This window comes from Nostoc sp. 'Peltigera membranacea cyanobiont' 213, assembly GCF_002245975.1.
Taxonomy (GTDB): Bacteria; Cyanobacteriota; Cyanobacteriia; order Cyanobacteriales; family Nostocaceae; genus Nostoc.
Genome location: NZ_NOLI01000002.1, coordinates 85379 through 109554, shown reverse-complemented (window position 1 = coordinate 109554; position 24176 = coordinate 85379). Strand labels below are relative to the sequence as shown.

The 24176-nt window shown below is 40.6% G+C and carries 23 protein-coding genes; 16 read left to right on the top strand and 7 right to left on the bottom strand.

Features of this window, described 5'->3' with window-relative positions:
• Positions 1 to 24 precede the first annotated feature (24 nt).
• Positions 25 to 1620: a helix-turn-helix domain-containing protein gene (locus CDG77_RS01175; protein WP_094327471.1), complete on the bottom strand. Its 1596-nt coding sequence runs from the start codon at positions 1618 to 1620 to the stop codon at positions 25 to 27.
• Between the two features lie 1042 nt (positions 1621 to 2662).
• Between CDG77_RS01175 and fdxB the strand changes: the two genes are divergently transcribed.
• From fdxB to CDG77_RS01155, 5 genes are all read left to right on the top strand, one after another.
• Positions 2663 to 2956, top strand: coding sequence for a ferredoxin III, nif-specific (gene fdxB, locus CDG77_RS01170; RefSeq protein WP_094327470.1), 294 nt, complete (start codon positions 2663 to 2665; stop codon positions 2954 to 2956).
• A 621-nt stretch (positions 2957 to 3577) separates the two neighbouring features.
• Positions 3578 to 4576, top strand: a complete 999-nt coding sequence (locus tag CDG77_RS01165; protein WP_094327469.1) for a cytochrome c oxidase subunit II — start codon at positions 3578 to 3580, stop codon at positions 4574 to 4576.
• A 133-nt stretch (positions 4577 to 4709) separates the two neighbouring features.
• A complete protein-coding gene (ctaD, locus tag CDG77_RS01160; RefSeq protein WP_094327468.1) occupies positions 4710 to 6398 on the top strand; it encodes a cytochrome c oxidase subunit I in 1689 nt (562 codons plus the stop codon).
• An 80-nt stretch (positions 6399 to 6478) separates the two neighbouring features.
• The gene (locus CDG77_RS35120) at positions 6479 to 6736 is read left to right on the top strand and encodes a hypothetical protein (RefSeq protein WP_143856943.1); all 258 of its coding nucleotides are present in this window, start codon (positions 6479 to 6481) and stop codon (positions 6734 to 6736) included.
• A gap of 131 nt (positions 6737 to 6867) precedes the next feature.
• Complete coding sequence (locus tag CDG77_RS01155; RefSeq protein ID WP_094327467.1) at positions 6868 to 7467, top strand: cytochrome c oxidase subunit 3; 600 nt, start codon at positions 6868 to 6870, stop codon at positions 7465 to 7467.
• Here CDG77_RS01155 and CDG77_RS38395 read toward each other — a convergent pair.
• A complete protein-coding gene (locus tag CDG77_RS38395; RefSeq protein WP_258169661.1) occupies positions 7454 to 7582 on the bottom strand; it encodes a hypothetical protein in 129 nt (42 codons plus the stop codon). The genes CDG77_RS01155 and CDG77_RS38395 overlap by 14 nt on opposite strands.
• 37 nt (positions 7583 to 7619) lie before the next feature.
• On the opposite strand from CDG77_RS38395, the gene CDG77_RS01150 reads away from it, so the two are divergent.
• The 4 genes from CDG77_RS01150 (at position 7620) to CDG77_RS01135 (ending at position 15310) form a co-directional block, all read left to right on the top strand.
• Positions 7620 to 8105 (top strand): hypothetical protein, encoded by a 486-nt coding sequence (locus CDG77_RS01150; RefSeq protein WP_094327466.1) that lies wholly within the window; start codon positions 7620 to 7622, stop codon positions 8103 to 8105.
• Positions 8106 to 8303: 198 nt separating this feature from the next.
• Positions 8304 to 8915: a cupin gene (locus tag CDG77_RS01145; protein ID WP_094327465.1), complete on the top strand. Its 612-nt coding sequence runs from the start codon at positions 8304 to 8306 to the stop codon at positions 8913 to 8915.
• A 220-nt stretch (positions 8916 to 9135) separates the two neighbouring features.
• Positions 9136 to 9621 (top strand): ArsC/Spx/MgsR family protein, encoded by a 486-nt coding sequence (locus CDG77_RS01140; protein ID WP_094327464.1) that lies wholly within the window; start codon positions 9136 to 9138, stop codon positions 9619 to 9621.
• A gap of 190 nt (positions 9622 to 9811) precedes the next feature.
• Complete coding sequence (locus tag CDG77_RS01135) at positions 9812 to 15310, top strand: trifunctional serine/threonine-protein kinase/ATP-binding protein/sensor histidine kinase (RefSeq protein WP_094327492.1); 5499 nt, start codon at positions 9812 to 9814, stop codon at positions 15308 to 15310.
• 85 nt (positions 15311 to 15395) lie between these two features.
• Here the strand turns inward: CDG77_RS01135 and cysK are convergent, their stop codons facing one another.
• A complete protein-coding gene (gene cysK / locus CDG77_RS01130; protein ID WP_094327463.1) occupies positions 15396 to 16355 on the bottom strand; it encodes a cysteine synthase A in 960 nt (319 codons plus the stop codon).
• A 959-nt stretch (positions 16356 to 17314) separates the two neighbouring features.
• Between cysK and CDG77_RS01125 the strand changes: the two genes are divergently transcribed.
• The 6 genes from CDG77_RS01125 (at position 17315) to CDG77_RS01100 (ending at position 20468) form a co-directional block, all read left to right on the top strand.
• Positions 17315 to 17737, top strand: coding sequence for a hypothetical protein (locus CDG77_RS01125; protein ID WP_094327462.1), 423 nt, complete (start codon positions 17315 to 17317; stop codon positions 17735 to 17737).
• Between the two features lie 39 nt (positions 17738 to 17776).
• The gene (locus CDG77_RS01120; protein WP_094327461.1) at positions 17777 to 18058 is read left to right on the top strand and encodes a hypothetical protein; all 282 of its coding nucleotides are present in this window, start codon (positions 17777 to 17779) and stop codon (positions 18056 to 18058) included.
• A 2-nt stretch (positions 18059 to 18060) separates the two neighbouring features.
• On the top strand, positions 18061 to 18372 hold the full coding sequence (locus CDG77_RS01115; RefSeq protein ID WP_094327460.1) for a hypothetical protein: 312 nt from the start codon (positions 18061 to 18063) through the stop codon (positions 18370 to 18372).
• A gap of 260 nt (positions 18373 to 18632) precedes the next feature.
• On the top strand, positions 18633 to 18995 hold the full coding sequence (locus CDG77_RS01110) for a hypothetical protein (protein ID WP_181154323.1): 363 nt from the start codon (positions 18633 to 18635) through the stop codon (positions 18993 to 18995).
• A gap of 101 nt (positions 18996 to 19096) precedes the next feature.
• Positions 19097 to 20104, top strand: coding sequence for an LLM class flavin-dependent oxidoreductase (locus CDG77_RS01105; protein WP_094327459.1), 1008 nt, complete (start codon positions 19097 to 19099; stop codon positions 20102 to 20104).
• A complete protein-coding gene (locus tag CDG77_RS01100) occupies positions 20094 to 20468 on the top strand; it encodes a hypothetical protein (RefSeq protein WP_094327458.1) in 375 nt (124 codons plus the stop codon). The genes CDG77_RS01105 and CDG77_RS01100 overlap by 11 nt, the downstream gene beginning before the upstream one ends.
• A 339-nt stretch (positions 20469 to 20807) precedes the next feature.
• On the opposite strand, the gene CDG77_RS01095 is transcribed toward CDG77_RS01100, so the two are convergent.
• The 3 genes from CDG77_RS01095 to CDG77_RS36160 are packed head-to-tail and all read right to left on the bottom strand — an operon-like array spanning position 20808 to position 21672.
• Positions 20808 to 21224, bottom strand: a complete 417-nt coding sequence (locus CDG77_RS01095) for a putative toxin-antitoxin system toxin component, PIN family (RefSeq protein ID WP_094327457.1) — start codon at positions 21222 to 21224, stop codon at positions 20808 to 20810.
• Positions 21214 to 21441 (bottom strand): hypothetical protein, encoded by a 228-nt coding sequence (locus tag CDG77_RS01090; protein ID WP_094327456.1) that lies wholly within the window; start codon positions 21439 to 21441, stop codon positions 21214 to 21216. Before CDG77_RS01090 ends, CDG77_RS01095 begins: the two co-directional genes overlap by 11 nt.
• A 45-nt stretch (positions 21442 to 21486) precedes the next feature.
• Positions 21487 to 21672: a hypothetical protein gene (locus CDG77_RS36160; protein WP_190233882.1), complete on the bottom strand. Its 186-nt coding sequence runs from the start codon at positions 21670 to 21672 to the stop codon at positions 21487 to 21489.
• Between the two features lie 210 nt (positions 21673 to 21882).
• Between CDG77_RS36160 and CDG77_RS01080 the strand changes: the two genes are divergently transcribed.
• Positions 21883 to 22350 (top strand): hypothetical protein, encoded by a 468-nt coding sequence (locus tag CDG77_RS01080; protein ID WP_094327455.1) that lies wholly within the window; start codon positions 21883 to 21885, stop codon positions 22348 to 22350.
• A 126-nt stretch (positions 22351 to 22476) separates the two neighbouring features.
• On the opposite strand, the gene CDG77_RS01075 is transcribed toward CDG77_RS01080, so the two are convergent.
• Positions 22477 to 24045 (bottom strand): alpha-amylase family glycosyl hydrolase, encoded by a 1569-nt coding sequence (locus CDG77_RS01075; RefSeq protein WP_094327454.1) that lies wholly within the window; start codon positions 24043 to 24045, stop codon positions 22477 to 22479.
• Between the last annotated feature and the right edge of the window lie 131 nt (positions 24046 to 24176).

Here is a 24176-nt window from a genome sequence, read left to right as displayed (position 1 = left end):
AGAACCCAAATTCTAAATCCAAAATCAAGATTGACCAACATTCAGCACTTTTCGTAACAGTATTTGGTCTTCTAATTTGGCTTTTAAACGACCATTTTCGATATCTCGAATCCAGCTTTGGCTTTTACCTGTGAGTTTTGCCAATTCTCTTTGGGAGAGATTCAAATTTTTTCGCGCTTGCAAAATCTGTTCGCCCAGTAAATCGTTTGTAGCTTTGGGTTTTCTTTTGGCTTTAGCAGTTCGCCGTTGCTTTTTTTCTGATTCGGAAATTTGCTGTTCCCATTCTGGTGGGAGTTCAAAAGCTAAAATCCGCGCATTCATGAGCAGATTCCACTTTCCACGGGGGCCTGTGTCTGTGAGGCGAGTTTCAGCACCACCGTCGTTTGTCCAAAATTCTAATGCTTCATCTGGATCTTCTGGAAGATCGATTAACTTCGCCCACAAAGGTTGAATTTCTGGTGGGTAAGTAATTGGATCGAAAAGTGGCTTCATTCCATAATGATTGAGAATTTCCAAATCGCTTTCAAAGGTTCGCAACAGACGTTTGCGTTCTTCGCGTTGTCTGGATGCAAGGGCAACTTTTTCTTCACCGTAGGCAATACGCAGCAAGGTAGGAATGGTAATGCGTTGTTCTTTGCCCATTTTGGTTTTAAACAGCAACCACAGCATTAATCGGACTGCGCCTTCGTGTTGCTGCCAAATGCTCATAACTGTGGTTAGTAGTGTTTTAGGGAGACTACCGTATTGATAGAATGCGGTTCGCTCTTTACACGCTTGTTTATTTAAGAAATATTGCGCCCATGCACCTGCTTTGACTTTAAAAGTTAGCCCAATAAGATATTTGCATCCAAGATTGTCTTCTTGAAAGTGGTGCTGAATATCTACTAAGTGCCATAAGCGGCAGTTTTTAACAGAGAATCCGTTAATTCGACCTTGTTGCGGCCAGTCAATGGAGATAATTAGGGAGCAAGCTTGCTGAACGAGATTTTTCATTAAAGCTAGCTTGGCAGCTTTGCTTAAATCTTTGCGTTTCTCCATCCCCAAATATTTCTCGATTTGCCGCTCATCGATCGCAAATTCTTGTTCCCAAGGTTGATCTAAGGCTGTAGCGTAAGCTGCAAAAATTAGATGTATGCAAGCGGCTCTAATGTCAAGCCCTTCAATTGCTGCTATATCTGTAGCCTTGTCGTTAACTTTCAATGGATCTTGGATGTGAAATGCGATCGCACCCTTACCTTGATTAACTTGTCGGCTGTAACTGATGTAGCCGTCTTCATCGGTTTCCCAATGTAGGGATGTGCGTTGTGCTAGTACATTACAAGCTTCCCAAATTGCGATCGCAGAAGCAAATGGATTATTCTTGCCGTTAGAAAACAAGTCTAAACTGCTAGCATCTCTCGGTTCAACTTTGCATCTCCCTTTTTTCGCCTGCCAAGGAATGGGAGACTTAGTTGGACAAGCTATTACACATTGTGGTTCTGAATAATAGCCTTCACAATTATTACAAAGACCAGGATCAACCCAATATTCATTGTCCTCTATTCTGATTGCACCCGTAGGACATTGGGGGCGGCAGTTGTCACATCCAACGCAACTGTTGTTAGGAATTGTATAAGGCATTTGGCTCTTTTCCCACTCTAATCGTTGAGATGTCTGTCTCAGTTCTCCCCTGGATGAGTCCTGTCTATTCATGACTCGCTACCACATAATCTTTCTGGCGAGAATAATTTTTCTCGCCCATTAACTCCCCACATCCATATTTTGACTTGGCATCCAATCGGAAGCTATTTAAGGCTTTTAAACCGAGCCGGACAAAACTTATTTATTAACTATACATTTCATGAAATAAATGATTAATTTGTTCGTACCAAGCTTAGGAAAATATCTTAATCTTCATTTAATTACGTATTTAATGAACATTTGGTATTTAACTATAAAGTGTTTCGAGAACATATTTAACCCTGACAGGATTGGACTTCCTCTGATTTATTAATAATTTTAATATTTAAGGCACGTTCAGATTCTGCCATAAAAATCACAGTTGCTTTATAAATTGATTATGTTTCCTTCATAAATTCATTATATTGATTTAAATGGAAAACCAATATTTATTTTGTCATCATTTATATAAATAGTTGAATCAGATCGAGTTGCAAATTGTTGCTTTGCAAAATACATATTGCATATATCAAAATGTAATTAACGAACATTTATTTTTGTATATATGTATACTGTTTATCTAGATTTATCTGTCTAAAACTAAAAGTATTTGAAAAACAATATCATCACTTTTATCGATATACTTGCGTTTACATCAGGCTTTACCGACGAGGGTAGGTTTCAAACCTGTAATTTATGCGTCTCTTTTTTCTATACTTTGCATGGAAATAGCTGATTAGCGGCTGCTGCCTCCAGTCAGAGATTGAGTCAGAGAGTCAATGAATGCGTTCTATAGGAACGAGGTAAACTTAAGCATTCATAATTACTATTGGCAATAATTTGCATTTATTTTTGATTTAAAAAATGATTTATCATTGTGTTCAAAGTTATCGATTTTTTATAAGGCAAAAGTGAGTTTTGAATACAACAAAAGAAAAGATTAGGATAATATGATGATTAATGCACAAACAGATTGATAGGCAAAATTGCCAAGGGATTATTAATGGCACAACTAACAGGTTTGACATTTGGCGGTAAAACTTGGACACCAAAATTCGCTCAAGAAATTGACAAAGATAAATGTATCGGCTGTGGCAGATGTGTTAAAGTCTGCGGGTACAATGTGCTAGGTTTGAAGGCACTCAATGAAGAAGGCGAATTTGTAGAAGACGAAGATGATGAAGAAGTTGAACGGAAAGTAATGGCAGTTACTTCTCCAGAAAACTGTATTGGTTGTGAAGCGTGTTCGCGGATTTGTCCGAAAAATTGCTACACCCATGTTGCAGGAAATAATTAGAGTTTTTAGAGTTAGTCCAAATTGTTGTTAATTCAAGGAGGCACTGTTTGTAAAAAGCGCAAATGCGCTAGGCAAGGTAACTTGAGGGGAATACTAAGTATTTACTGCAACTAAGAAATAGTTCACAGTAAACAAATGCGTAAATCGCAAAATGTCAGCTATTAACAAACTTAAACTTGCTGCTAATATAGCCTAATCAATATTAGGCCAACAGTGCCCTCTTGGAACAACGAGCTTTTTTGAAAGCGGGGGGCTAACTTTTTCATAGGAGTTGAAATATAATTTGTAATTTTCTGGGGGAAAGATATGGAAAAAATCTGGAATTTTCCCCCTTTTTTTATGGCTGCACGTTAGAAAGTTAATAAGTGAAAAGTGAAAAGGGAGTGGGGAGTGGGGACTGGGGACTGGGGACTAGGGACTGGGAAGACAAGGAATAGTTTTTCTAATACCTAATACCTAATCTCCAGTACCCAATACCCAATACCCGTGGGGACTAGGGACTGGGGACTAGGGACTGGGAAGACAAGGAATAGTTTTTCTAATACCTAATACCTAATCCCCAGTACCCAGTACCCAATACCCAGTACCTATAAAAGACTGTTTACAAAGCAGGTAGCATGTATGCAACAAGTTCCTGTTTCACTATGGACTCTGGTTGCTGGGATAGCAGTTACAGCAATCAGCATTTGGATCGGTCAAAACCACACTCTTATGCCGGTGCAGGCATCGCTACAAGCGCCTTTGGTAGACGGTTTTTTCAACGTCATGTTTACCATTGCGATCGCATTCTTCTTAGTAGTACAAGGAACTATTGTACTTTTTTTGATTCAGTTTCGTCGCCGCAAGGGTGACGATACCGATGGCGCACGAGTGGAAGGTAACGTTCCCTTAGAAATCTTTTGGACAGCAATTCCAACAGTGATTGTCCTCTGTTTGGGCATCTACAGTGTAGATGTTTTTAACCGAATGGGCGGTTTTGAGCCTGCGGGTCATCCTCATTCAGCCGCTCATGTTGCTCATAAGTCAGGAACCGCGATGCCTACGGCGGGCTACGCCTACGCTGCTACACTTAGCGATACCTCTGAAGCTACAGTTGCTCCAACAATCGGTATTGGCGCATCTCCTCAAACTCTAGGGAAACCAGCCGACTTAGTTGTTGATGTCAAAGGCATACAGTATGCCTGGATATTTAATTACCCTGATAGTGGCATTACCTCTGGGGAATTGCACATACCCGTCGGTGCTGATGTTCAACTCAACCTTTCAGCACAAGATGTAATTCATTCATTTTGGGTTCCAAACTTCCGCTTGAAACAAGATGCACTTCCCGGTATCCCTACCGAACTACGATTTGTCGCCACCAAACCAGGTACATATCCCGTAGTTTGTGCTGAATTGTGCGGTGGTTATCACGGTTCAATGCGGACACAGGTAATTGTCCACACACCGGAAGAATATAATAGCTGGCGGACAGAAAACCAGATTGCTCAACAGCAAAACCCCAATCAAGTTGTTGCAGTTAATCCAGCCGACTTATCAACATCAGAGTTTCTCGCGCCTCACACCCATGATATGGGAATCAGTGCAGCAACTCTAGAGTCAGTAGTTATTGGTCATTAGTCATTAGTCATTAGTCATTGGTCATTAGTCATTGGTCATTAGTTATTGGTAACTGACAAATGACAACGGACAAATGATAAAGGACAAACGATAAAAGGCAAATGACAAATGACAAACGACAAAGGACAAAAATATGACGCAGGTAGAATTTCCACGGAATAATCCACCAGAAGGAAATAAACCGGAAATGGTGGCTGGCCACGCTTCCCATCCAAAGGCGTGGAAATGGCAAGATTATTTTACTTTTAATGTTGACCACAAGGTTATTGGTATTCAATACCTGGTGACGGCGTTTGTCTTCTATCTCATCGGCGGACTGATGGCGATCGCGCTGCGGGTGGAATTAGCAACACCAGAATCAGACGTACTCGACCCCAATCTGTATAACGCTTTCATGACCAATCACGGGACGATTATGATCTTCCTGTGGATTGTTCCTAGCGCTATTGGCGGATTTGGTAACTATTTAGTGCCGTTGATGGTCGGTGCTAGGGATATGGCTTTCCCGAAGCTGAACGCGATCGCCTTTTGGTTAAATCCACCAGCCGGTGCGCTTATATTAGGTAGTTTCATTTTTGGCGGTTCGCAATCTGGCTGGACAGCTTATCCACCTTTGAGTTTGGTGACAGCGCCAATCGCTCAAACTATGTGGATACTTGCGATCGTTTTGGTGGGAACTTCCTCAATTTTGGGTTCGCTGAACTTCGTAATCACCATTTTGATGATGAAGGTTCCGAGCATGAAATGGGATCAAGTGCCCTTGTTTTGCTGGGCAATCTTGGCTACCTCACTGCTAGCACTTTTCTCCACACCTGTATTAGCAGCCGGTTTAGTTCTGCTGTTATTTGACCTCAACTTTGGTACATCCTTCTTTAAACCAGATGCGGGCGGTAATGTTGTAATTTATCAACACTTATTCTGGTTTTATTCTCACCCGGCAGTATATTTAATGATTCTGCCCATCTTCGGCATCATGTCGGAGGTAATTCCAGTTCACTCCCGCAAGCCAATTTTTGGTTATAAAGCGATCGCTTATTCTAGTGTAGCCATCTGCGTTGTGGGTTTGTTCGTTTGGGTACACCACATGTTTACCAGTGGTACACCCGGCTGGATGCGGATGTTCTTCACCATCTCCACTCTTATCGTTGCAGTTCCCACGGGCGTGAAGATTTTTGCCTGGGTTGCTACCCTTTGGGGTGGTAAAATCCGCTTCACAGGTGCGATGCTTTTCGCCATTGGCTTGTTGTCCATGTTTGTCATGGGCGGCTTAAGTGGTGTGACGATGGGAACAGCACCTTTTGATGTTCACGTCCACGACACATATTATGTTGTCGGACACTTCCATTACGTTCTGTTTGGCGGTTCTGTGTTTGGCATTTATGCCGGCATTTATCACTGGTTCCCCAAAATGACCGGACGAATGTTGAATGAAAACTTGGCACGCATTCACTTTGCCCTCACCTTCATCGGCACAAATCTCACTTTTTTACCGATGCACGAGTTGGGTTTGAAAGGAATGCCGCGAAGAGTGGCAATGTATGACCCCCAATTTATCGACCTCAATCAAATTTGCACCTTCGGTTCAATTGTTTTGGGGATATCGGTAATTCCTTTCACCATCAACATGATTTACAGTTGGTTGAAAGGGCCTTTGGCTGGTGATAATCCTTGGCAAGCTTTGACTTTAGAGTGGACAACTAGCTCACCACCTGCAATTGAAAACTGGGAAGTGTTGCCGGTTGTGACTCATGGCCCTTATGACTACGGTCACGATCGTAGTACTGAAATACAGCCATCTGCAACGCCGGAAGTTAGTGCTTAGTTGGTATATTCAGTATTGCGATCGCACTCAAAGCCACTGAAACTTCTAGTCATTAAATTTGAGAACTTGAAACTCCAAGCTTGGAACTCAAACTTTCAAGCTTGGAACATGAAAGGCCGAGTTCAGAACACAAACGACCGAGTTCCGAACACAAACGACCGAGTTCCGAACACAAACGATCGAGTTCCGAACACAAACGACCGAGTTCCGAACATGAACGACCGAGTTCCGAACACGAACGGTCGAGTTCAGAACACAAACGGCCGAGTTCAGAACACAAACGGCCGAGTTCAGAACACAAACGGCCGAGTTCAGAACACGAAACTCGGAATTTTTAAAATTCCTGAACAAGTCAAGAGTTTGGCTAAACAAGGATTTTGGATAAAGAATGGAAATTTTGCTGATTCAGACTTCATTCTTTATTTAAGCTTCCACAACAGACAGAGTAGATCGTATTGTCAAAAAATCTATGACTATAGCTACAACCACAAGCGAAGAACACAGTGCAGGACACGAAGAACATCCAGATTTAAGAGTTTGGGGATTGTTGACATTCCTTGCTTCTGAATCTCTGATGTTTGGGGGATTTTTTGCTACTTACTTGTTTTTTAGAGGTATTACACCCGTTTGGCCTCCAGAAGGGAGTGAAGTAGAACTACTTGTACCGACAATTAACACCATTATTCTGGTGTCTAGTAGTTTTGTGATTCACTTCGGTGATACGGCGATTAAAAAGAATAACGTCAAGGGAATGCAACTGTGGTATGCAATTACTGCAATCATGGGGGCAATTTTCTTGGCTGGTCAGGTTTATGAGTACTCAACATTGGGGTATGGTTTGACCACCAACGTCTTCGCCAACTGCTTTTATATCATGACAGGGTTCCACGGTTTGCACGTTTTTATTGGACTGTTATTGATATTACGTGCATTGTGGCGATCGCGTCTCCCTGGTGAATATTCTGCAACCAATCATACTTTCATCGAAATGACAGAGATTTACTGGCACTTCGTAGATATTATTTGGATTGTTTTATTCACCTTGGTGTACGTTCTTACTTTGTTTTAAATTGGGCATTGGGCAAAGCAAAGACGCGATAAATCGCCGTCTCTACAATAATCAATCTTTCGTCTTGATGGCGATTTATCATCTCTCTTGCTTTAACCGAACCGTATTGTCTCATATCTCCGGTCCTCTTTATCTCTATTCAGGAGTTAATTATGCAAGTCGATACAAATAAATTCTCCTGGTTTGAGGTTCCAGATGATATCAAAAACCTATTAATTCTCGCTGCACAAAACTGGGAGAATACATCAGAATCCGAAAAATATATTCAACAAGCTTTAGACCAGACTAGTGATAATACAGATGTCTTGGTAGCAGCATATAGATTTTTCTATTATAAAAATAATTATTCTCTTGCACTACAAACAACAGTCAAATTATTAGATAAAATTAAAGAACTAGAACAATTTCCTGATGACTGGGAGCAACTTCAGCCGATATTAGTCAATCGCAAAGAAGACCCACAAATTCGATTGTACTTAAATGCTTATGCTGCTTCTGGATTAGTGCTAGCAAAGTTAGGAGAAATTGAGCAAGCCAAAGAAATCAGCACCAGAGTCAAACAGATAGACGAAAAGAATGATTTTGGTTCTGGTATTCTGCTGGATATTTTGACACGTCCAGCAGAAGAAGACGATTAATTAGTCAGGAATGAAAAGTCAAGGTGAAATCATGAACAATTGGTTATCTACCAAATCCTATTCCCTATTAGGAGCAAGTACTGATAGTAACTCTATCATCCCTCCTATTAACATACCTACTAAACTTCCTGTAGGTAACATTCCTAATGTCTCACCGATCATTGTGTTCCAATCTTCTCCACTATCAATTTAAAAGTTATGAAAGGTAGGGATTGGCTGCTAACAGGGGACGGTCAGCATCAAGACTGTAAATCTGTAAGAGCATGGGATTTATTGAGAGAAAACTACCGCCTTTATCGGTTTTTAACTGAGGTGGAAGATGTTCTCAATAGCAGCGACAATGAAACCAATTGTCTGCCAGAAATTCGGATGCTCGTAAGGCGCTTGATGGTAAATTCCTACTGGGTGCAAAGTCAAAATTTAGAACCTTCACCCAAAACGGGAAGCTCTGTTTTACTCCTATATGATGAATTGGGTTTTCCGTTAACAGTGCAAACAGTAACATTTGCACCAGGAACCCGTTCAAACATTCATAATCATGGGACATGGGGAATCGTGGCGGTGCTAAGAGGCCAGGAAAAAAATACTTTTTGGCGACGCACCAATAGCCCAGAATTTCAGGACAAAATTGAAGCAACGGGAGAGATAACTCTCTTCCCAGGAGACATTATTAGCTTTACTCCCGATGCAATTCACAGTGTAGAAGCAGTGGGTGATGAACCAACTGTGACTTTTAATATTTATGGCGAAACCGATCCAAATCAGAGGTTTGAGTTTGACTCAGTTAGCCATAAAGCTAGGAATTTTTAAGAGGTTGTTTGAAAAATATTTTGTTGTGACTTTAGGCTTTTAGATCCCCCCTAACCCCCCCTTCAAAAGTGGGAAACCGGAATCAAAGTCTCCTTTTTTAAGGGAGATTTAGAGGGATCTAAAACTTTTGATACTGACAAGAGAACTTTTCAAACATCCTCTAATTTCATCGGTTCGTAGTTAGCGCTTTAGCGCGAAAGAGTAATTAGGAGATAGTTCAATGGCAAAGGTAATTTTCTATAGCAAACCAGGCTGTAAAGGTGGAGTTAAGCAAAAAGTTTTGCTAACAGCTGCCGGTCATGAGGTGATACCACAGAATTTGCTAAAAGAAGCTTGGACAGCTGAACGGTTGCGTTCATTTTTTGGCGATCGCCCCGTAGTCGAATGGTTTAATCTTTCCGCCCCCAAGGTAAAATCTGGTGAGGTGGTTCCTGAAAAGGTCGATGAACAAACCGCTTTGGCGCTGATGCTGAAAGAACCACTGTTAATTCGCCGTCCTTTGTTAGAAGTAGGCGATCGCCGCGAAGTAGGATTTGATGTCCAAAAGATTGATACTTGGATTGGCTTACAAGCTGTGGATGAATCCTTGCAAGAAATCAGCGACAAGCTTCTGAAGCAAGATTTGCAAAACTGTTCCCACGGTAAAGATCATAATCACGGTCAAGATTCTCAACAACACCAAAAGCAAGGCAACTGTAAACATTAGTACCGAACTTATGTAGCAAAGCAAAGACGCGATTTATCGCCGTCTCTACAAAAGATTGATTATTGTAGAGACGGCGATTTATCGCGTCTCTTGCTCTCAAGTATTAAAACTATGTATCATTTTGTCTCAGATGTTACACAGTTAATCTTGCATGGGCATATTAAGAATGCCAATTTTGCAAGAAAAAACAATGACAGCTACTTTATCCGGCTATCAACTCCTCGAAACTCTCCACTCCGGTAGTAAAACCGTCATTTATCGTGGACGGCGAGAAACCGATAACGTTGCTGTCATTGTCAAAACTCTCCTGTGCGAACATGCACCCCTAGAAGACATTGCCCGACTGCGCCACGAATATCAAATCATTGAGTCTTTGCAAATTCCTGGCATTGTTAAAGCCTACGAGTTAAAGAATTATCAGCATGGACTGGCTTTGGTTTTAGAAGACATTCCGGGTTGCTTGCTCCAAGAGGTGATTGCAACTCAAACAACCAGCTTGATTACTTTCCTCAAAGTGGGAATTAATCTGGCACAAATTTTAGGAGAACTGCACGCCCAACAAATTATTCATAAAGATATTAAACCGCACAATATTTTAATTGACCCTGATTCTGGTGAAGCCAAACTGATTGACTTCAGTATCTCCTCACGGCTTGATAAAGAAAATCCCACTTTGAGCAATCCAAATTTGCTCGAAGGTACGCTTGCTTATATGTCGCCTGAACAGACGGGTAGAATGAATCGGGCGGTTGACTATCGCACCGATTTTTACTCATTGGGTGTCACTTTATATGAAATGCTGACGGGTATTTTGCCCTTTCAAGCTGTTGATGCGATGGAGTTAATCCACTGTCACATTGCCAAAACACCAGCCGCACCCTGTAGCGAAACCGTGTGCCGTATCCTGGGAGATGTGCCAGAGGCGATTAGTGCAGTTATTTTAAAATTATTAGCGAAAACAGCAGAAGAGCGGTATCAAAGCGCCTGGGGATTGAAAGCTGATTTAGAGGAATGTTTGTTTCAACTGCAAACGACTGGAAAAATTGAAAACTTTGTACCGGGAAGACAAGATAAATCCGGGCATTTTTTGATTCCGCAAACACTATACGGACGCAAGGAAGAAGTAGCAAAATTGATGGCTGCATTTAAGCGTGTGGCGAGTGGTAGCAGCGAAATGATGCTCGTCTCTGGTTATTCGGGGATTGGAAAAACAAGTGTTGTCAATGAAGTTCATAAACCGATTGTAGGAGCAAGGGGTTATTTCATTGCAGGCAAGTTTGACCAGTTCAAGCGCAATATTCCCTATGCATCGTTGATTCAAGCGTTCCAATCGTTAATTCAGCAATTACTCACCGAAAACGAAGCCCAAATTCAAGTTTGGAAAGAGAAACTTCTAACTGCTTTGGGGGAGAATGGGCAAGTCATTATTAATGTTATTCCAGAAGTCGAACTAATTATTGGAACTCAGTCATCTGTGACACAACTGGGTGCGGCTGAATCTCAAAATCGTTTCAATCGCGTTTTTGGGCAATTTATTGGCGTATTCACAACCCAAGACCATCCTCTGGTTGTTTTCTTGGATGATTTGCAGTGGGCAGATTCGGCATCGCTGAACTTAATTGAGCTATTGATGACGGATAGCGATGCCTACGGCGGCAAGCCACGCAAATATCTATTTTTAATTGGAGCATATCGCGATAATGAAGTGTCGCCCACCCACTCGCTCATGCTCAGTTTAGACAAGATTCAATCCTCTGGTGCGGTGGTAGATAACATCGTCTTAGCACCGTTACAGCTAACGGATGTGGAAGCGTTAATTAGCGACACATTGAAGAATCATAGAGAATATAGCAACCCGTTGACAGAATTACTATTACACAAAACTGGTGGCAATCCGTTCTTCTTAACGCAACTGCTCAAAACCCTTTACCAAGAAGACTTGTTAACATACGAGTTCCATTCCGGCAAGTGGGAATGGAATATCCAACATATTCAAGCGATCGGCATCACTGACCTGAATGTGGTTGAACTGACGGCGAGAAATATTCGTAAACTGTCACCAGAAACGCAAAAAGTCCTCAAACTCGCTGCTTGTATTGGCAGCACGTTTAACTTAGAAGTATTGGCGATCGTTAATGAAGCATCTTCTTTAACAACTGCGGCGCAATTGTGGTCAGCCCTGCAAGCTGGGTTAATTCTGCCGTTAAATCAGGATTACAAAATTCCTTTAGTGTTTAGTCAGGAAGATTCAGGCGACGTTACCTTAACTGATGTCAAAGTTGACTACAAGTTTTTACACGATCGAGTACAGCAAGCGGCGTATTCTCTGATTCCCGATGAGCAGAAGAAAGCAACGCATCTGAAAATTGGTCAATTACTGCTGCAAAATATTACACCAGAAGAACGCAAAGAAAATATATTTGCTTTAGTTAATCAACTCAATTACGGTACTGATTTACTCATATCTGAAACAGAAAAATATCAACTTGCAGAACTCAATCTGATCGCAGGTCAGAGAGCCAAAGCCGCCACAGCGAATGATTCCGCGATCAAATATTTGCAAGTTGGTTTGGGATTATTAGTGGAAGAAAGCTGGAAATGTGAATATGAATTAACATTAGCATTGCACTCAGAAGCAGCAGAGGCAGCTTTTTTGAGCGGTGATTTTGCCGGAATGCAGAGATTTGTTGAGATAGTACAAAACTGCGCTAAAACGCTGCTCGACAAAATTAAAGTTTATGAAGTCCAGATTCAAGCTTACGTATCCCAGACCAAGCTATTAGAAGCAGTTAATACAGCGTTAGAAGTTTTAAAGCTGTTAGGGGTAGAGTTTCCCCAAGAGCCTAACCCGTCAGATATTAGGCAAGCATTAGGGGAAACTGCGGCAATTTTCAACGAGAAGCGAATTGAGGATTTAATTGAACTGCCTCAAATGAGCGATCCTTATAAATTAGCAGCTATCAGACTTTTATCAAGTATCTTTGCTGCTGTATATCTTGCGGTTCCACAACTATTGCCCTTGACGGTGTGCAAACAAGTACAATTATCCGTCCAATATGGTAATGCCTCGGTATCTCCCTTTGGTTATGCCAATTATGGTCTTCTGCTTTGTGGAGTTGTGGGAGATATTGATTCAGGTCATCAGCTTGGTCAATTAGCTTTAAATCTAGTGTCAAAGTTGAATGCTCAAGAAATCAAAGCCAAGACAGTTGTCATCGTAAATATATTTACCCGACATTGGAAAGAGCATCTCAAAGAAACATTAGAGCCTTTCATGTCAGCTTACGCTAGCGGAATGGAGACGGGAGATTTAGAATGGGCTGCTTTTGGTCTAATAGTATACTCATATTGCGCTTACTTTAGCGGCCAAGAATTGACTGGACTGGAAACAGAGATGGCAACTTACAGAGATGCTATTTATAAAATTAAGCAAGAAACAGCACTGAATTTTCAAGAAATTTATTTGCAGGCTGTCTTAAATTTACTCGGAAGAAGTGAAGATCCCTGTCGTCTCCAGGGTGAAGTCTACGACGAGGAAATCAGGTTGCCCCTGCACCTGCAAGCAAATGATAATTCGGGAATTTTCTACTCATATTTGAACAAACTTTTACTTTGTTATTTGTTTGAAAACTACTCTCAAGCAATTGAGCATACTGCTATAGCAGAGAAGTATTTAGGTGCAATGGTAGGATTGCCTGTTATTCCTATCTTCCATTTCTACGATTCTTTGGTGTGGTTAGCAGTATATTCTGATACTCCACAATCAGAGCAGCAGGGCATTCTTGACCGAATACAAGCTAATCAAGAAAAAATGCAAAAATGGGCGCATCATGCCCCAATGAATCATTTACACAAATTCTATTTAGTAGAAGCAGAACGGCATCGGGTTTTAGGCGAAAAAATTGAAGCGATCGAGATGTACGACAAAGCGATCGCACTTGCTAAAGAAAACGAGTATATCAACGAAGAAGCGATCGCTCACGAACTCGCGGCTAAATTCTATTTGTCGTGGGGTAAAAAAGCCATTGCCCAAACATACATGACCAATGCTTACTATGCTTATGGCCATTGGGGTGCTAAAGCTAAAGTCAAAGATTTAGAAGCACGCTATCCGCAATTAATTGTGCAATCAAACACAAAAAAACCAGAAACGAATTACCTGCCAACTATTCAAACAAGCTCCACGACTAGCGGAGGCGCTCAAATTCTCGACATGATGGCGGTGATGAAAGCTTCGCAAGTCTTGTCAGAAGAGATGGTGTTAAGTCGCTTGCTCGAAAGATTGATGAAAAATGTCATTGAAAATGCTGGCGCTCAACAAGGTTACTTTATTGTCAAGCACGAGGATCAATGGATGCGAGAAGCGGCGGGAATAGTTGAAGGTAAGAACGTTAATGTTGTTGTTAACGGGCAGGATGAGACTAATTCACCTTTACTCCCGATTGCCTTATTTAATTATGTGGAAAGAACCAGAGAGAACCTGGTTTTAAACGATGCTGTTAAAGACTCCCGTTTTGCGACTGATACTTATATCATCACTCACCAATCCAAATCGATTTTGTGTCTCCCACTGATTCACTCTGGCAAGTTTACTGGTCTTATTTACCTGGAAAATAATCTCATTCCTGGCGCTTTTATTTCAGAACGGGTGAATGTGCTGAGTCTATTGACAGCACAAATTTCGATTGCGATCGAGAACGCTCGTCTTTACACCAACCTACAAGTTTACTCGCAACAATTGGAAGCTAATAATGAAGCTTTGCAAGCATCTGAAATGCGAGAGCGAGAAAAAGCCGAACAACTCGAAAAATCTCTGTACAAATTGCAACAAACCCAAGCTCAACTTGTGCAGACCGAGAAAATGTCAAGCTTAGGGCAACTGGTAGCTGGTGTTGCTCACGAAATCAACAATCCAGTCAATTTTATCTTTGCCAACCTGACTCATGCCAACGCCTACACCCAAGAGGTGCTAAAGTTGCTGGAACTTTACCAAAAACATTACCCATCTCCCCATCCAGAAATTCAGTCAGAAGCTATAGCAATCGATCTGGAATTCCTGCTGTCAGACCTGCCTAAACTACTGTCTTCTATGCGGGTTGGAGCAGACCGAATTCGGCAAATTGTCGCTTCGCTACGAAGCTTCTCACGCATGGACGAAGCGGAAATTAAAGCCGTTGATATTCATGAGGGCATTGATAGTACCATAATGATTCTGCAACATCGCTTCACAGAAAAGTCAGATCGTGTAGGTATTGAGCTTGTTAAACACTACGGCAAGCTACCCCAAGTGGAATGCTATGCAGGGCAACTCAATCAAGTGTTTATAAATGTGTTGAGTAATGCGATCGATGCTTTGGAAGAGTCATTAGCGAAGAATCAAGGACAAATAACAACTCCAACCATTACTATTTACACTGAACAAATTAATGCTCATCAAGTCGAAATTCGGATTGCAGACAATGGTCTAGGTATGCCAGAATCTGTTCGGCAACGTCTGTTCGATCCTTTCTTTACCACAAAACCTGTAGGCAAAGGGACAGGTATGGGTTTATCGATTAGCTACCAAATTGTCGCTGAAAAACATGGTGGTTCGCTCTCTTGCACCTCAGAATTAGGCAAGGGAACGGAGTTTAAAATCAGCATTCCAATTTCCCAGGAAGTCATTAAGAAGGTTGCTGTTAGTGTGTAGAAGCTGAAATACCACTCTTTGGATGAATCAAAAATCCCACAGCTTAAGCCGTGGGATTTTTAATTTGTTTCCTTTTCTACTCTCTTTAACGGACACCAGCAGTTTCTAAGGACAAATCTTGAAACATCGGGGTGCTGAGGTAACGTTCGCCGAAGGAAGGCTGAATCATCACGATTAAACGTCCGGCATTTTCTGGGCGTTTACCGACTTGAATTGCAGCACACAAAGCTGCACCAGAGGATATCCCAGATAATAAGCCTTCTTCTTTTGCCAAACGTCGCCCATAAGCGATCGCTTGTTCGTCGCTGACTCTAATTACTTCATCAACTAATTCTAGGCGGAGAACGTCTGGGATAAATCCGGCACCAATGCCTTGAATCTTATGTGGCCCGGCTTCACCACCGGAGAGGACAGGGCTATTGCTGGGTTCAACTGCGATCGCTTTAAAAGTCTGCTTGCGACTCTTAAGTACCTCTGCAATGCCAGTAATCGTCCCACCAGTACCTACCCCAGCAATAACGATATCCACTTCTCCGTCTGTATCTGCCCAAATTTCCTCGGCGGTAGTTTCCTGGTGAACCTTGGGATTGGCTGGGTTACGGAACTGTTGCAGCATAAAAGCATTAGGAGTATTAGCCACAATCTCTTCGGCTTTGCGAATAGCTCCCCGCATTCCTTCTGCGCCTGGTGTCAACTCCAAAGCTGCGCCATAAGCTCTGAGCATAGCGCGTCGTTCTTGGCTCATCGTCTCTGGCATTGTCAAAATCAAACGGTAGCCACGCGCCGCAGCTACCATCGCTAGAGCAATTCCTGTGTTGCCCGAAGTAGGTTCAACTAAAATAGTCTTTCCAGGGGTAATTGAGCCAGCCGCTTCTGCTGAAAGTACCATACTTAACCCAATGCGGTCTTTAACCGAAGCTGCTGGGTTCATCCCTTCTAATTTGACAACTATCCTTGCTACTACTCCCTCAGCTTGAGGAATCTTGTTTAGTTGAACTAAAGGAGTTCGTCCAATTAATTCTGTTATGTCTTGAGCAATCCGCATTATTTAACTCCTATAATTCTAAATCTTAGTACAAAGTATTTACTTGTAACAATAAGCTCGTGTGTATTTAATTTACAGTTTAATGTCAATGAGTGCATATACTTTGTATTCTAACCAAACTACCAAATATGAAAGTTTAGGAAGAACTTTTATCAGACGCTCTCATTCTTATATTTTACCATTTGGAATTGCTGACTGTTGTCTCTCAGGCTAAGATTAATTTTTATAATTCTGTATATATGAATAATTTTTATTGTTATTTTCCATTTGTTATGGAAATACAATTTAATTTCAAAACATTTAATTGATTTTCTCAATTTATTAGTTTATCTTTATCAAGAGACATTCATATTTCCTTTTGAGTGCAGCTTTTGTTTAGCAAAACTAACATCAAAAACAGTTCTAAAGTATTGCCTACATTGCTTTTAGGTTGAGTACAAAAACACCAGAACCCCACTTCAAAAACACTAGCACCCTGTCTCAAAAACACTAGCACCCATACCCCAATAAATTTTTATAATGCTTATCAGATGAAGATTACAGGCTTTGAGTACTATTCTAATGAATTTAATAATCTTAACGGGGCTGGGGTAGACTGTTTTGTGGAGAGGGGCTGATATAAATCGTATAGGATTTACGCAGAGATTCCCCTCTACCCCCCAACATTCCTGAGCGAAAGCTGAGTGAACTAGGGGGGACTTCTTAATCTCCCTTTTGAGAGTAAGATGAAATGAGATTCCCGATCTAAGTGCGTTCTTTCTGATTGAATAATCCTACGTTTTGCGAAAAATTTGGTAACTTTTTATTGGTAAGTAGTCAGTGGTAATTAGAAAAAAAGCTGACAACTTATGATTGTGAAAATTACCGTTTACACATATTTTAATATCAAAACTGTTTGAGATAAACAGCAAAGGATATTTTCTTACTGGGTGCAGACTACCTAGCAAGGGAGAGCCAAGATGAAAGCAAAAGTTTTAAATGTCCTTACGGTTTGTGTAGTTACCTTAGTAATGCTTTCTCCAGGCGTAGTAGTATTTGGCATAATTTGGGAGCGACATCTGGACTTAGTAAAATCCCAGAATTTAGCTTACGAAGTTAACAAGACTACTAAAAATGCTCCCGCTTTGGCTCCCCAGACAGAGGTTACACATTCCCCTCAGACTAGCATCAAATCCTCTGATCGTAATGTGATTCATCAAATGCTGACTGTTGCTGAAAAATATAAATTTGCCGCTATTTTGCAATGGTTCTTCTTGTTAACCCCTATTTGTGTTGGGTTAGGCATTCTCTTTTATGACAGATATCTTGTACATCGTGCGGCTGTTTTAAAAGAACAAGTTGAAATGTTGGAAAGACTGTGGCGGCAAAGTATCGAACAGTAACCAATTCACTATTTACTTACTAAAATCAACAGAAAAACCATGTCAGAACAACGCCAACAATTGTATTTTAACCTGATTGATGAATTGCTCAAATGTCCTAATGGTCAAGAACCACAAGTTTTAGAATCTAAGCCAGAGTTGATTGATTCCGGTTTCGTACAAGCAATGTTACAAGTAGCAACTATGTTTGCCCATGAAGGCAATCAAGACGGTGCCAAGTTTTTATTTTTTGTGGCGCGTGAGCTAGCTAAAGAACTGGGTTTATACCCGGAAGTTCCGAATACCGATGTTGAAAATACTGAAGTCGCAAATAAGGAGTAAAAATGTTGTTGACTTCAACAGATGCGGGACAAATTGCTTTAGAACTGCTAATGGCAGATTGGAATATTTCAGAAGAGAATCGGGAGTGGTTCACAATCTTTAGCTCTCATTTGATTGGCGAGAGTTGGTACACTGTAGAATTAGGTGTAGAAGGATTTCCCGATAGGTGGTTTCTTCAAGTTTATGACAATGGAGTGTGCGATCCTAACTATACATTTATATCACCAATCCGTGGTGATGAAGGATTTGCAGACTTTGGAAATGTGCCGGATATCATCGCGGAGGTATTAGTTTGTGAGCGCAATGCTCGATAATAATTAAAAATTTAATATTTATAATTCAAATAAAATGTACTAATAAAATACATTTTATTTGAATTCATGATTTTGATATCAAATTTTTGTCAGCAAGGCTACTTTGATATCTGATTCAATATAAAGATGCTTTACGCAAATCGGAGGTGATACTAAATAAGGTACACCTCTTTTTTCTGTAATATTTAATATTTTATTTAAACCTAATAAGGCATTTTGTCATATTTAATTGATAAAATTATGTTATATTAAATAGCGTGATGGACGCTACAGAAATATCAGTTCCAATGATTGCTGAAGATATCTTAGCCAAAGAATTCACAAGAGTCCTCAACCACTACTACCCAAAAGTTGGGGAATTACTAGATGGGTGTCATGTGCAAGTCATCACCTGTTTTTGGGGGCGACCTGCTAGACGCTTGCAATATATAGGAATTTATTGCTCTGCCGAAATGATTTCCTGTGTGCAAGCCCACAAAGAAATACTCAGAGAAGTAGCATACAACATGGGTCTAGTGCAGGTAGTCTGCATGAATGCCAAGCGATTATTGCGCGATCCGATGTCGAAGCTCAAAGAAAACAATCCACGCTTATGGTTGGAGTTGCAGTGGGTTGCAACTTAGTCATTCAGCGCATTAATCGAGAGGGGGAATTTAAGCACTAAAGTGCTTAGTACGAACTTATCGACCACTCGAATAGCTAGCACAAAGTATCAACGCAAGTAATGAAAACTGGAATTTTCTGCAATTACGATAATCACCACCAAGATGCTCATCGTGCCATCTTTGAGCAAGTGACACTGATAAAACAGGCAGAAAGCTTAGGTTTTGAGTCAGCCTGGGTGAGTGAGCATCATTTTAGTGAATCCAATCTCAGCCCGTCTATGTTGCTGTTAATGGCACATTTGGCGGGACTGACTTCAACTATCCAATTGGCTACTGCGGCGGTGTTACTGCCATTCCACAACCCAATTCGGGTAGCGGAGGATATCGCCACTCTGGATAACCTGTGCAATGGAAGATTATTATTTGGAGTTGCCAAAGGCGGCCCCTTTCCGCAACAAAATAAGCATTTTGCGACACTCCCAAGTGAATCCCGTCCCAAGATGCTAGAGGCGATCGCACTGGTTCAAAAGCTTTTATATGAAACTGATGTATCATTTAATGGCAAGTATTATCAATGCGATCGCTTAACCATTTACCCAAAACCATTGCAGAGTCAAGTACCAGTGTATGTTGCCACTGGCGGCGATGATGGGATTGAGTTTGCTGCTAAACATTCCTTCAGCTTAATGGGCGGGCCGCCATTCTCCCTACCAAGATTGAAGGATACTGTTGCTAAATATCGAGCCTTAAATTCTAGTGGTGCAGAAAACTTCGTGCTGGCACGCTTTTTTTATGTTGGCAAAACATTTGATGAAGCAGTGAGTGAGGCATTGCCTTTCATCCGCCAATTTAGTCAGAAAATGAAGGCTAATACGGCTCAAGTATTGCAAAATAGTGCGAATTCCAACCAAAAACCATTCGATCGTACAAACATTTGTTTCGACGAAGATTATTTGATTGAAAATTCAATTATCGGTGATGTGGAGACTTGTCGAGACAAAATCAAGAAATTTCAAGACGAATTAAATTTAGGTACGCTAGCCCTCAAACCCTCGTCTTCGGATATGCAAAAAAACTTGGAGAGTTTGACGCGCTACAACCAAGAGGTGCGAAATTATGTCTTCTAAACTTTACCTGCTTCCTCCCGATGATTTACCTCCAACTGAGGTAACGAAACAGGATGCAATGCTGCAAATGGAGCTAGAACAGTCTACTGGCAGATGCTTTTTTCTAGCTTGCGATCGCATTACGCGAGTTTTGTTGTCTAATTGTCAGTGGTATCTCACAACAAATGCTAGCATCCTAACATTAATTATTGATTGCCCTGACTTAGTATCTTACTGGCATATAGTCAGCAATATTGCCCAGTTGGGTAATAGGTTAGAACGGTTTACTAGCAATGGCAAAATCCGCGTTTATCCGCCATTTGGTAAGGGGATGCCGTTTGAAATCAGCGTAAATGAAATATCTGCTTATCGAGATTGGCTGTGAGGTAAATAGGCACACTGGGAATCACAAAAAATATAGCTGATTCATCCTTATTACACCCTGTACTTCTAAAGTTTGGACAAAAAAGGCTTGTTCGCGTATATTTACGCGAACAAGTCTTTTGAAGAAGAATTCAGCTATAGCAGTCTTAAATGAGTCGTGAAAAATATAGATAATGAAACGAACCGCAAAGGACGCAAAGTACGCAAAGGTAAGAAAAAAGAAAGAGATATGTAATTTTCACCAATGATTTAGGATTGGTATATAGGAATCATATTTTATTTATGAAAAAACTAGAAGTAGGGCAGAGTAACTTCATCAGGAGTTGATTTTTGCTATGAATTAATCAAGGTCAAGAAAGTCTCTGGGAGTAATGATCTGGTTTTGATATTCGGCTAGGATATTGAGTGATAAAAGGTCTTGATCTCCTGTGAGCAGAAACTCGGCGTTGGAATCTTTAGCAAGTTCTAAAAATTTGTTGTCGTCTGCATCTCTACAGGTGTTGACTTGAGATTCTATTTCTATAAATTTACTGTATTTTTTGACTACATCTAAAAAATCTTGCCGTTCTTCATCTGAGATATATTTATCGAACTTAGGTTTGTAAATTCGTGTCTTTAATTCTTGATAAGTTTCATCGCTTTGAGCAATAAAGAATTCTTTATAGACTTTATCTAGGGCTTTCCGGGCTGTTCCATCAGGACTCAGGGCAGCACTAATTAAAACATTTGTGTCAATGACAATTAGTTTATGATTCATCGGTGAGTAATTCTTCTAGCATTTCTTCGGTTAGTCCTTTGGCTTGAGCATTTCTGCCGATTCTTTCAAAAACACTAAGTAAATCTTCATCTTTATTTTTTGGAGAATTTTTCTTTATTTCTTGAATGAGTTCTTCTTGTTCTTGTGCTGGTAATTGTAGGACAAGATTAAGAATTTGCTCGAAGGTTAGAGGAAGCTGATAGATTTTTTGATTCATGGTGGGTTCTGGGGTTAGTGCATAGGGACTTGGCGCACATCTATTTTACCTGTGACGAACTTCGGGAAATACTAGATGCTTATTCCTCTGCCAAAGACTTTTTATTTCCTGGTCGCTGGGGACGCGGACATATCCACCACGATTCTGCCGACAAGATTTTACGTTGATGAGCTTGATATCGAAGGTGCCAGCACCCATTCGTTTCGGCGAACGTGCCTCACCAAAATGCATTTATCAAACGTATGCACCAAAGTAATAAAAAAAATATCGGGACATAAAACGCTGGTAGCATTAGATAGGTATCTGGAAGTCACGGACGAGGATTTGGAGAATGGTGTTAATAAATTGATCTTTCGCTAAGTTGATTTTTTAAGGGTCGCTACATCACATCTTGACCCTCTGGTTACAATATTTAAAGTTGTTATTAGAAGTTAATTAGTAATGGTGCTAACGAAAGGTCAAGCGTTTCTAGTCCTCAGTACTTACAAGAATTTTTGTAAAGTTTTTCAGAGGGATGGAAATATAACAGATAAAAATTTTAATCGTATTTTGCAAATAAATAGTTACCTTAATGGGAAAAAAGATGATTATCGAGCAGGAATGGGCAACCTTTTTGATGAAATATATGCTCTTTTGGAAACACCTGAAATAAAGTTAAGACTTGAAAAAAAGAAGAAAATAGCTAAGATTATTGAAGTTAATAAAAAGCATAAGAAACAAAAATGTTCCTCCAAGCCAGCATCAAATGAAATTATATACATAATCAGTCAAGGATTGATTAAAAATGTTAATCCTGGTGGTATTCCAGTACCAGCAATAAAACCACATAAATATAAGGAACCTACAACTCGTGATTGGGTCATGAATGAACGAAAAGCAGAAGGACAAGGTTATGGCGGTGCAAAGTAGTCAAAAAATTTTTATAAAAATTTAGAAACGAGATATTTACTCATTCTTGGGGCAAAGCTTCTGGTAAAAGTTTATAAATTTAAACTAGGTTTTTACCCAAAACTTTGCCCAAATACTAATGTTTACTTACGCCAAAATCGCCATTCCTGAAGGAGGCAAATCAATTCGGACAGTTGCGCGACGGTCGTTATGATGTTGCACAGTTACAGTTTGATTTTGCCGTGAATCGCGTAAATCAGCATCTCTCCAATCACTTTTGTATAAAAAAGTCATGGTCGAGTCTTGAGGATGCATATAAGTATCTACTGTTACTTCTGCACCTCGATTTTCTAAGCCGTTGGTATTCAATACCATCAACACTTCTGTGTCAAATAGTACTTGTGACCAAGCAACTAATTCACCTTGTCCGGGAATCGAGAAGGGGTAGTTATAAAAGGATGTTTCGCGCAGGTAGTGATGTCCCTGACGCAATGCTTTACCAATTTTATCGTGACTGTTGCGGATACGCGCGATCGCAGCTATTCGCAAATAGGTAGGATGGTCAATATCAAAAAAATGACAGTCGGCTGTTTGAAATGCGCCAAAAGCACCGCCAAACATCGCTTCTTTGATATATCTATCTTCGGCAAACCTGCCACCTTCTATGCTGTAATCGTGATAATCTTCATTTCCATCAAAAGCCTGTTCTGTCCCATAATAAATAGCAGGGATTCCTGGGATGGTTAATTGCACGCCGACAGCATGAGCAACTTGCTCATAAAGATGAGATACATTACTGTATGCGGCAAATCTTTGCTTATTAGTATCGTCATCCAAGATGGAGACATGATATGTCCCAATTTGGCGATATTCTCCAGCGAGATGGTTTTCGCTATACAAATCGAAAAATTGTTTGGGATGTACTAACCCTTTTGCGAATGCAGCTAATTCATTCGGAGTTTGTACGTTGTCTAATACAGCACTAAGGTTCCGAGCAATAATGTCTATATAAGCACCAGCCATACTACCGGAGGTTATTTCCCCAGTTAGTAAAAAGTTGTCTTTACCGATAGATTCGGCGTATTCACGAATAGCTGTGCAAAATTTGCGGGAATCTTCTGGAGAAACGTGTTTGAGGCTATCTATTCGCAAACCATCGCAGTCAGAAAGAGCAATCCAATATTGATAAACTCTGGCTAAGGCTGCAATTACATCATTTCTGTTGAACCAGTTATCAGAATTCTGGTCGTATATTACATCTAGGATTACATACATCCTGCGATCGTGGGCAGCATCAATTAAATCTCTTAAATCTTGACGGGTTCCAAAGTGGGGGTCAATATTTAAGAAGTCTTGAGTGCGATCGCTATGGTAAGCTTCTAACTCAGAACATTGTCGCCAAGGTGGATTAATCCACAGCGTTGTTACTCCCAATCGCTGCAAGTAGTCTAATTTACTCTTAATTCCTTTAAGAGTACCACCTACAAACTTTGTCCCTGCTGCCATCCAGTCGGCTTTGTCTTTAACCTGGAATTTTGCAGGATTGGTGTGGTCAAAAAGTTCTCTTTGATTTTCATTATCATCACTGAATCTATCTACTATCAATTGGTACAAAAACTGGTCGCGCCAACTGATAGGACTCGGATAAACTCTCCCTCGTGGTTTCAGGTTTGTTTCAGAGAGTTGCTGGGGTGTCAATTCTTCAACTTTAGCCATGAGGATTTACACACTGATAGAAAAATGGAAGTATGCATTTTATATGTTATAAAAAATACTTCCATTTTTCATGAACCCACAGAGGGATTCAGTAAATCAATGACTTATCTTTTTGATGATAGGGTTTAAAA

What these genes read in the sequence shown, in the direction of transcription:
- CDG77_RS01175 (WP_094327471.1), bottom strand. Translation starts at nt 1,620, where the DNA reads ATGCCTTATACAATTCCTAACAACAGTTGCGTTGGATGTGACAACTGC.
- fdxB (WP_094327470.1), top strand. Translation starts at nt 2,663, where the DNA reads ATGGCACAACTAACAGGTTTGACATTTGGCGGTAAAACTTGGACACCA.
- CDG77_RS01165 (WP_094327469.1), top strand. Translation starts at nt 3,578, where the DNA reads ATGCAACAAGTTCCTGTTTCACTATGGACTCTGGTTGCTGGGATAGCA.
- ctaD (WP_094327468.1), top strand. Translation starts at nt 4,710, where the DNA reads ATGACGCAGGTAGAATTTCCACGGAATAATCCACCAGAAGGAAATAAA.
- CDG77_RS01155 (WP_094327467.1), top strand. Translation starts at nt 6,868, where the DNA reads ATGACTATAGCTACAACCACAAGCGAAGAACACAGTGCAGGACACGAA.
- CDG77_RS38395 (WP_258169661.1), bottom strand. Translation starts at nt 7,582, where the DNA reads ATGAGACAATACGGTTCGGTTAAAGCAAGAGAGATGATAAATCGCCAT.
- CDG77_RS01150 (WP_094327466.1), top strand. Translation starts at nt 7,620, where the DNA reads ATGCAAGTCGATACAAATAAATTCTCCTGGTTTGAGGTTCCAGATGAT.
- CDG77_RS01145 (WP_094327465.1), top strand. Translation starts at nt 8,304, where the DNA reads ATGAAAGGTAGGGATTGGCTGCTAACAGGGGACGGTCAGCATCAAGAC.
- CDG77_RS01140 (WP_094327464.1), top strand. Translation starts at nt 9,136, where the DNA reads ATGGCAAAGGTAATTTTCTATAGCAAACCAGGCTGTAAAGGTGGAGTT.
- CDG77_RS01135 (WP_094327492.1), top strand. Translation starts at nt 9,812, where the DNA reads ATGACAGCTACTTTATCCGGCTATCAACTCCTCGAAACTCTCCACTCC.
- cysK (WP_094327463.1), bottom strand. Translation starts at nt 16,355, where the DNA reads ATGCGGATTGCTCAAGACATAACAGAATTAATTGGACGAACTCCTTTA.
- CDG77_RS01125 (WP_094327462.1), top strand. Translation starts at nt 17,315, where the DNA reads ATGAAAGCAAAAGTTTTAAATGTCCTTACGGTTTGTGTAGTTACCTTA.
- CDG77_RS01120 (WP_094327461.1), top strand. Translation starts at nt 17,777, where the DNA reads ATGTCAGAACAACGCCAACAATTGTATTTTAACCTGATTGATGAATTG.
- CDG77_RS01115 (WP_094327460.1), top strand. Translation starts at nt 18,061, where the DNA reads ATGTTGTTGACTTCAACAGATGCGGGACAAATTGCTTTAGAACTGCTA.
- CDG77_RS01110 (WP_181154323.1), top strand. Translation starts at nt 18,633, where the DNA reads ATGGACGCTACAGAAATATCAGTTCCAATGATTGCTGAAGATATCTTA.
- CDG77_RS01105 (WP_094327459.1), top strand. Translation starts at nt 19,097, where the DNA reads ATGAAAACTGGAATTTTCTGCAATTACGATAATCACCACCAAGATGCT.
- CDG77_RS01100 (WP_094327458.1), top strand. Translation starts at nt 20,094, where the DNA reads ATGTCTTCTAAACTTTACCTGCTTCCTCCCGATGATTTACCTCCAACT.
- CDG77_RS01095 (WP_094327457.1), bottom strand. Translation starts at nt 21,224, where the DNA reads ATGAATCATAAACTAATTGTCATTGACACAAATGTTTTAATTAGTGCT.
- CDG77_RS01090 (WP_094327456.1), bottom strand. Translation starts at nt 21,441, where the DNA reads ATGAATCAAAAAATCTATCAGCTTCCTCTAACCTTCGAGCAAATTCTT.
- CDG77_RS36160 (WP_190233882.1), bottom strand. Translation starts at nt 21,672, where the DNA reads ATGCATTTTGGTGAGGCACGTTCGCCGAAACGAATGGGTGCTGGCACC.
- CDG77_RS01080 (WP_094327455.1), top strand. Translation starts at nt 21,883, where the DNA reads ATGGTGCTAACGAAAGGTCAAGCGTTTCTAGTCCTCAGTACTTACAAG.
- CDG77_RS01075 (WP_094327454.1), bottom strand. Translation starts at nt 24,045, where the DNA reads ATGGCTAAAGTTGAAGAATTGACACCCCAGCAACTCTCTGAAACAAAC.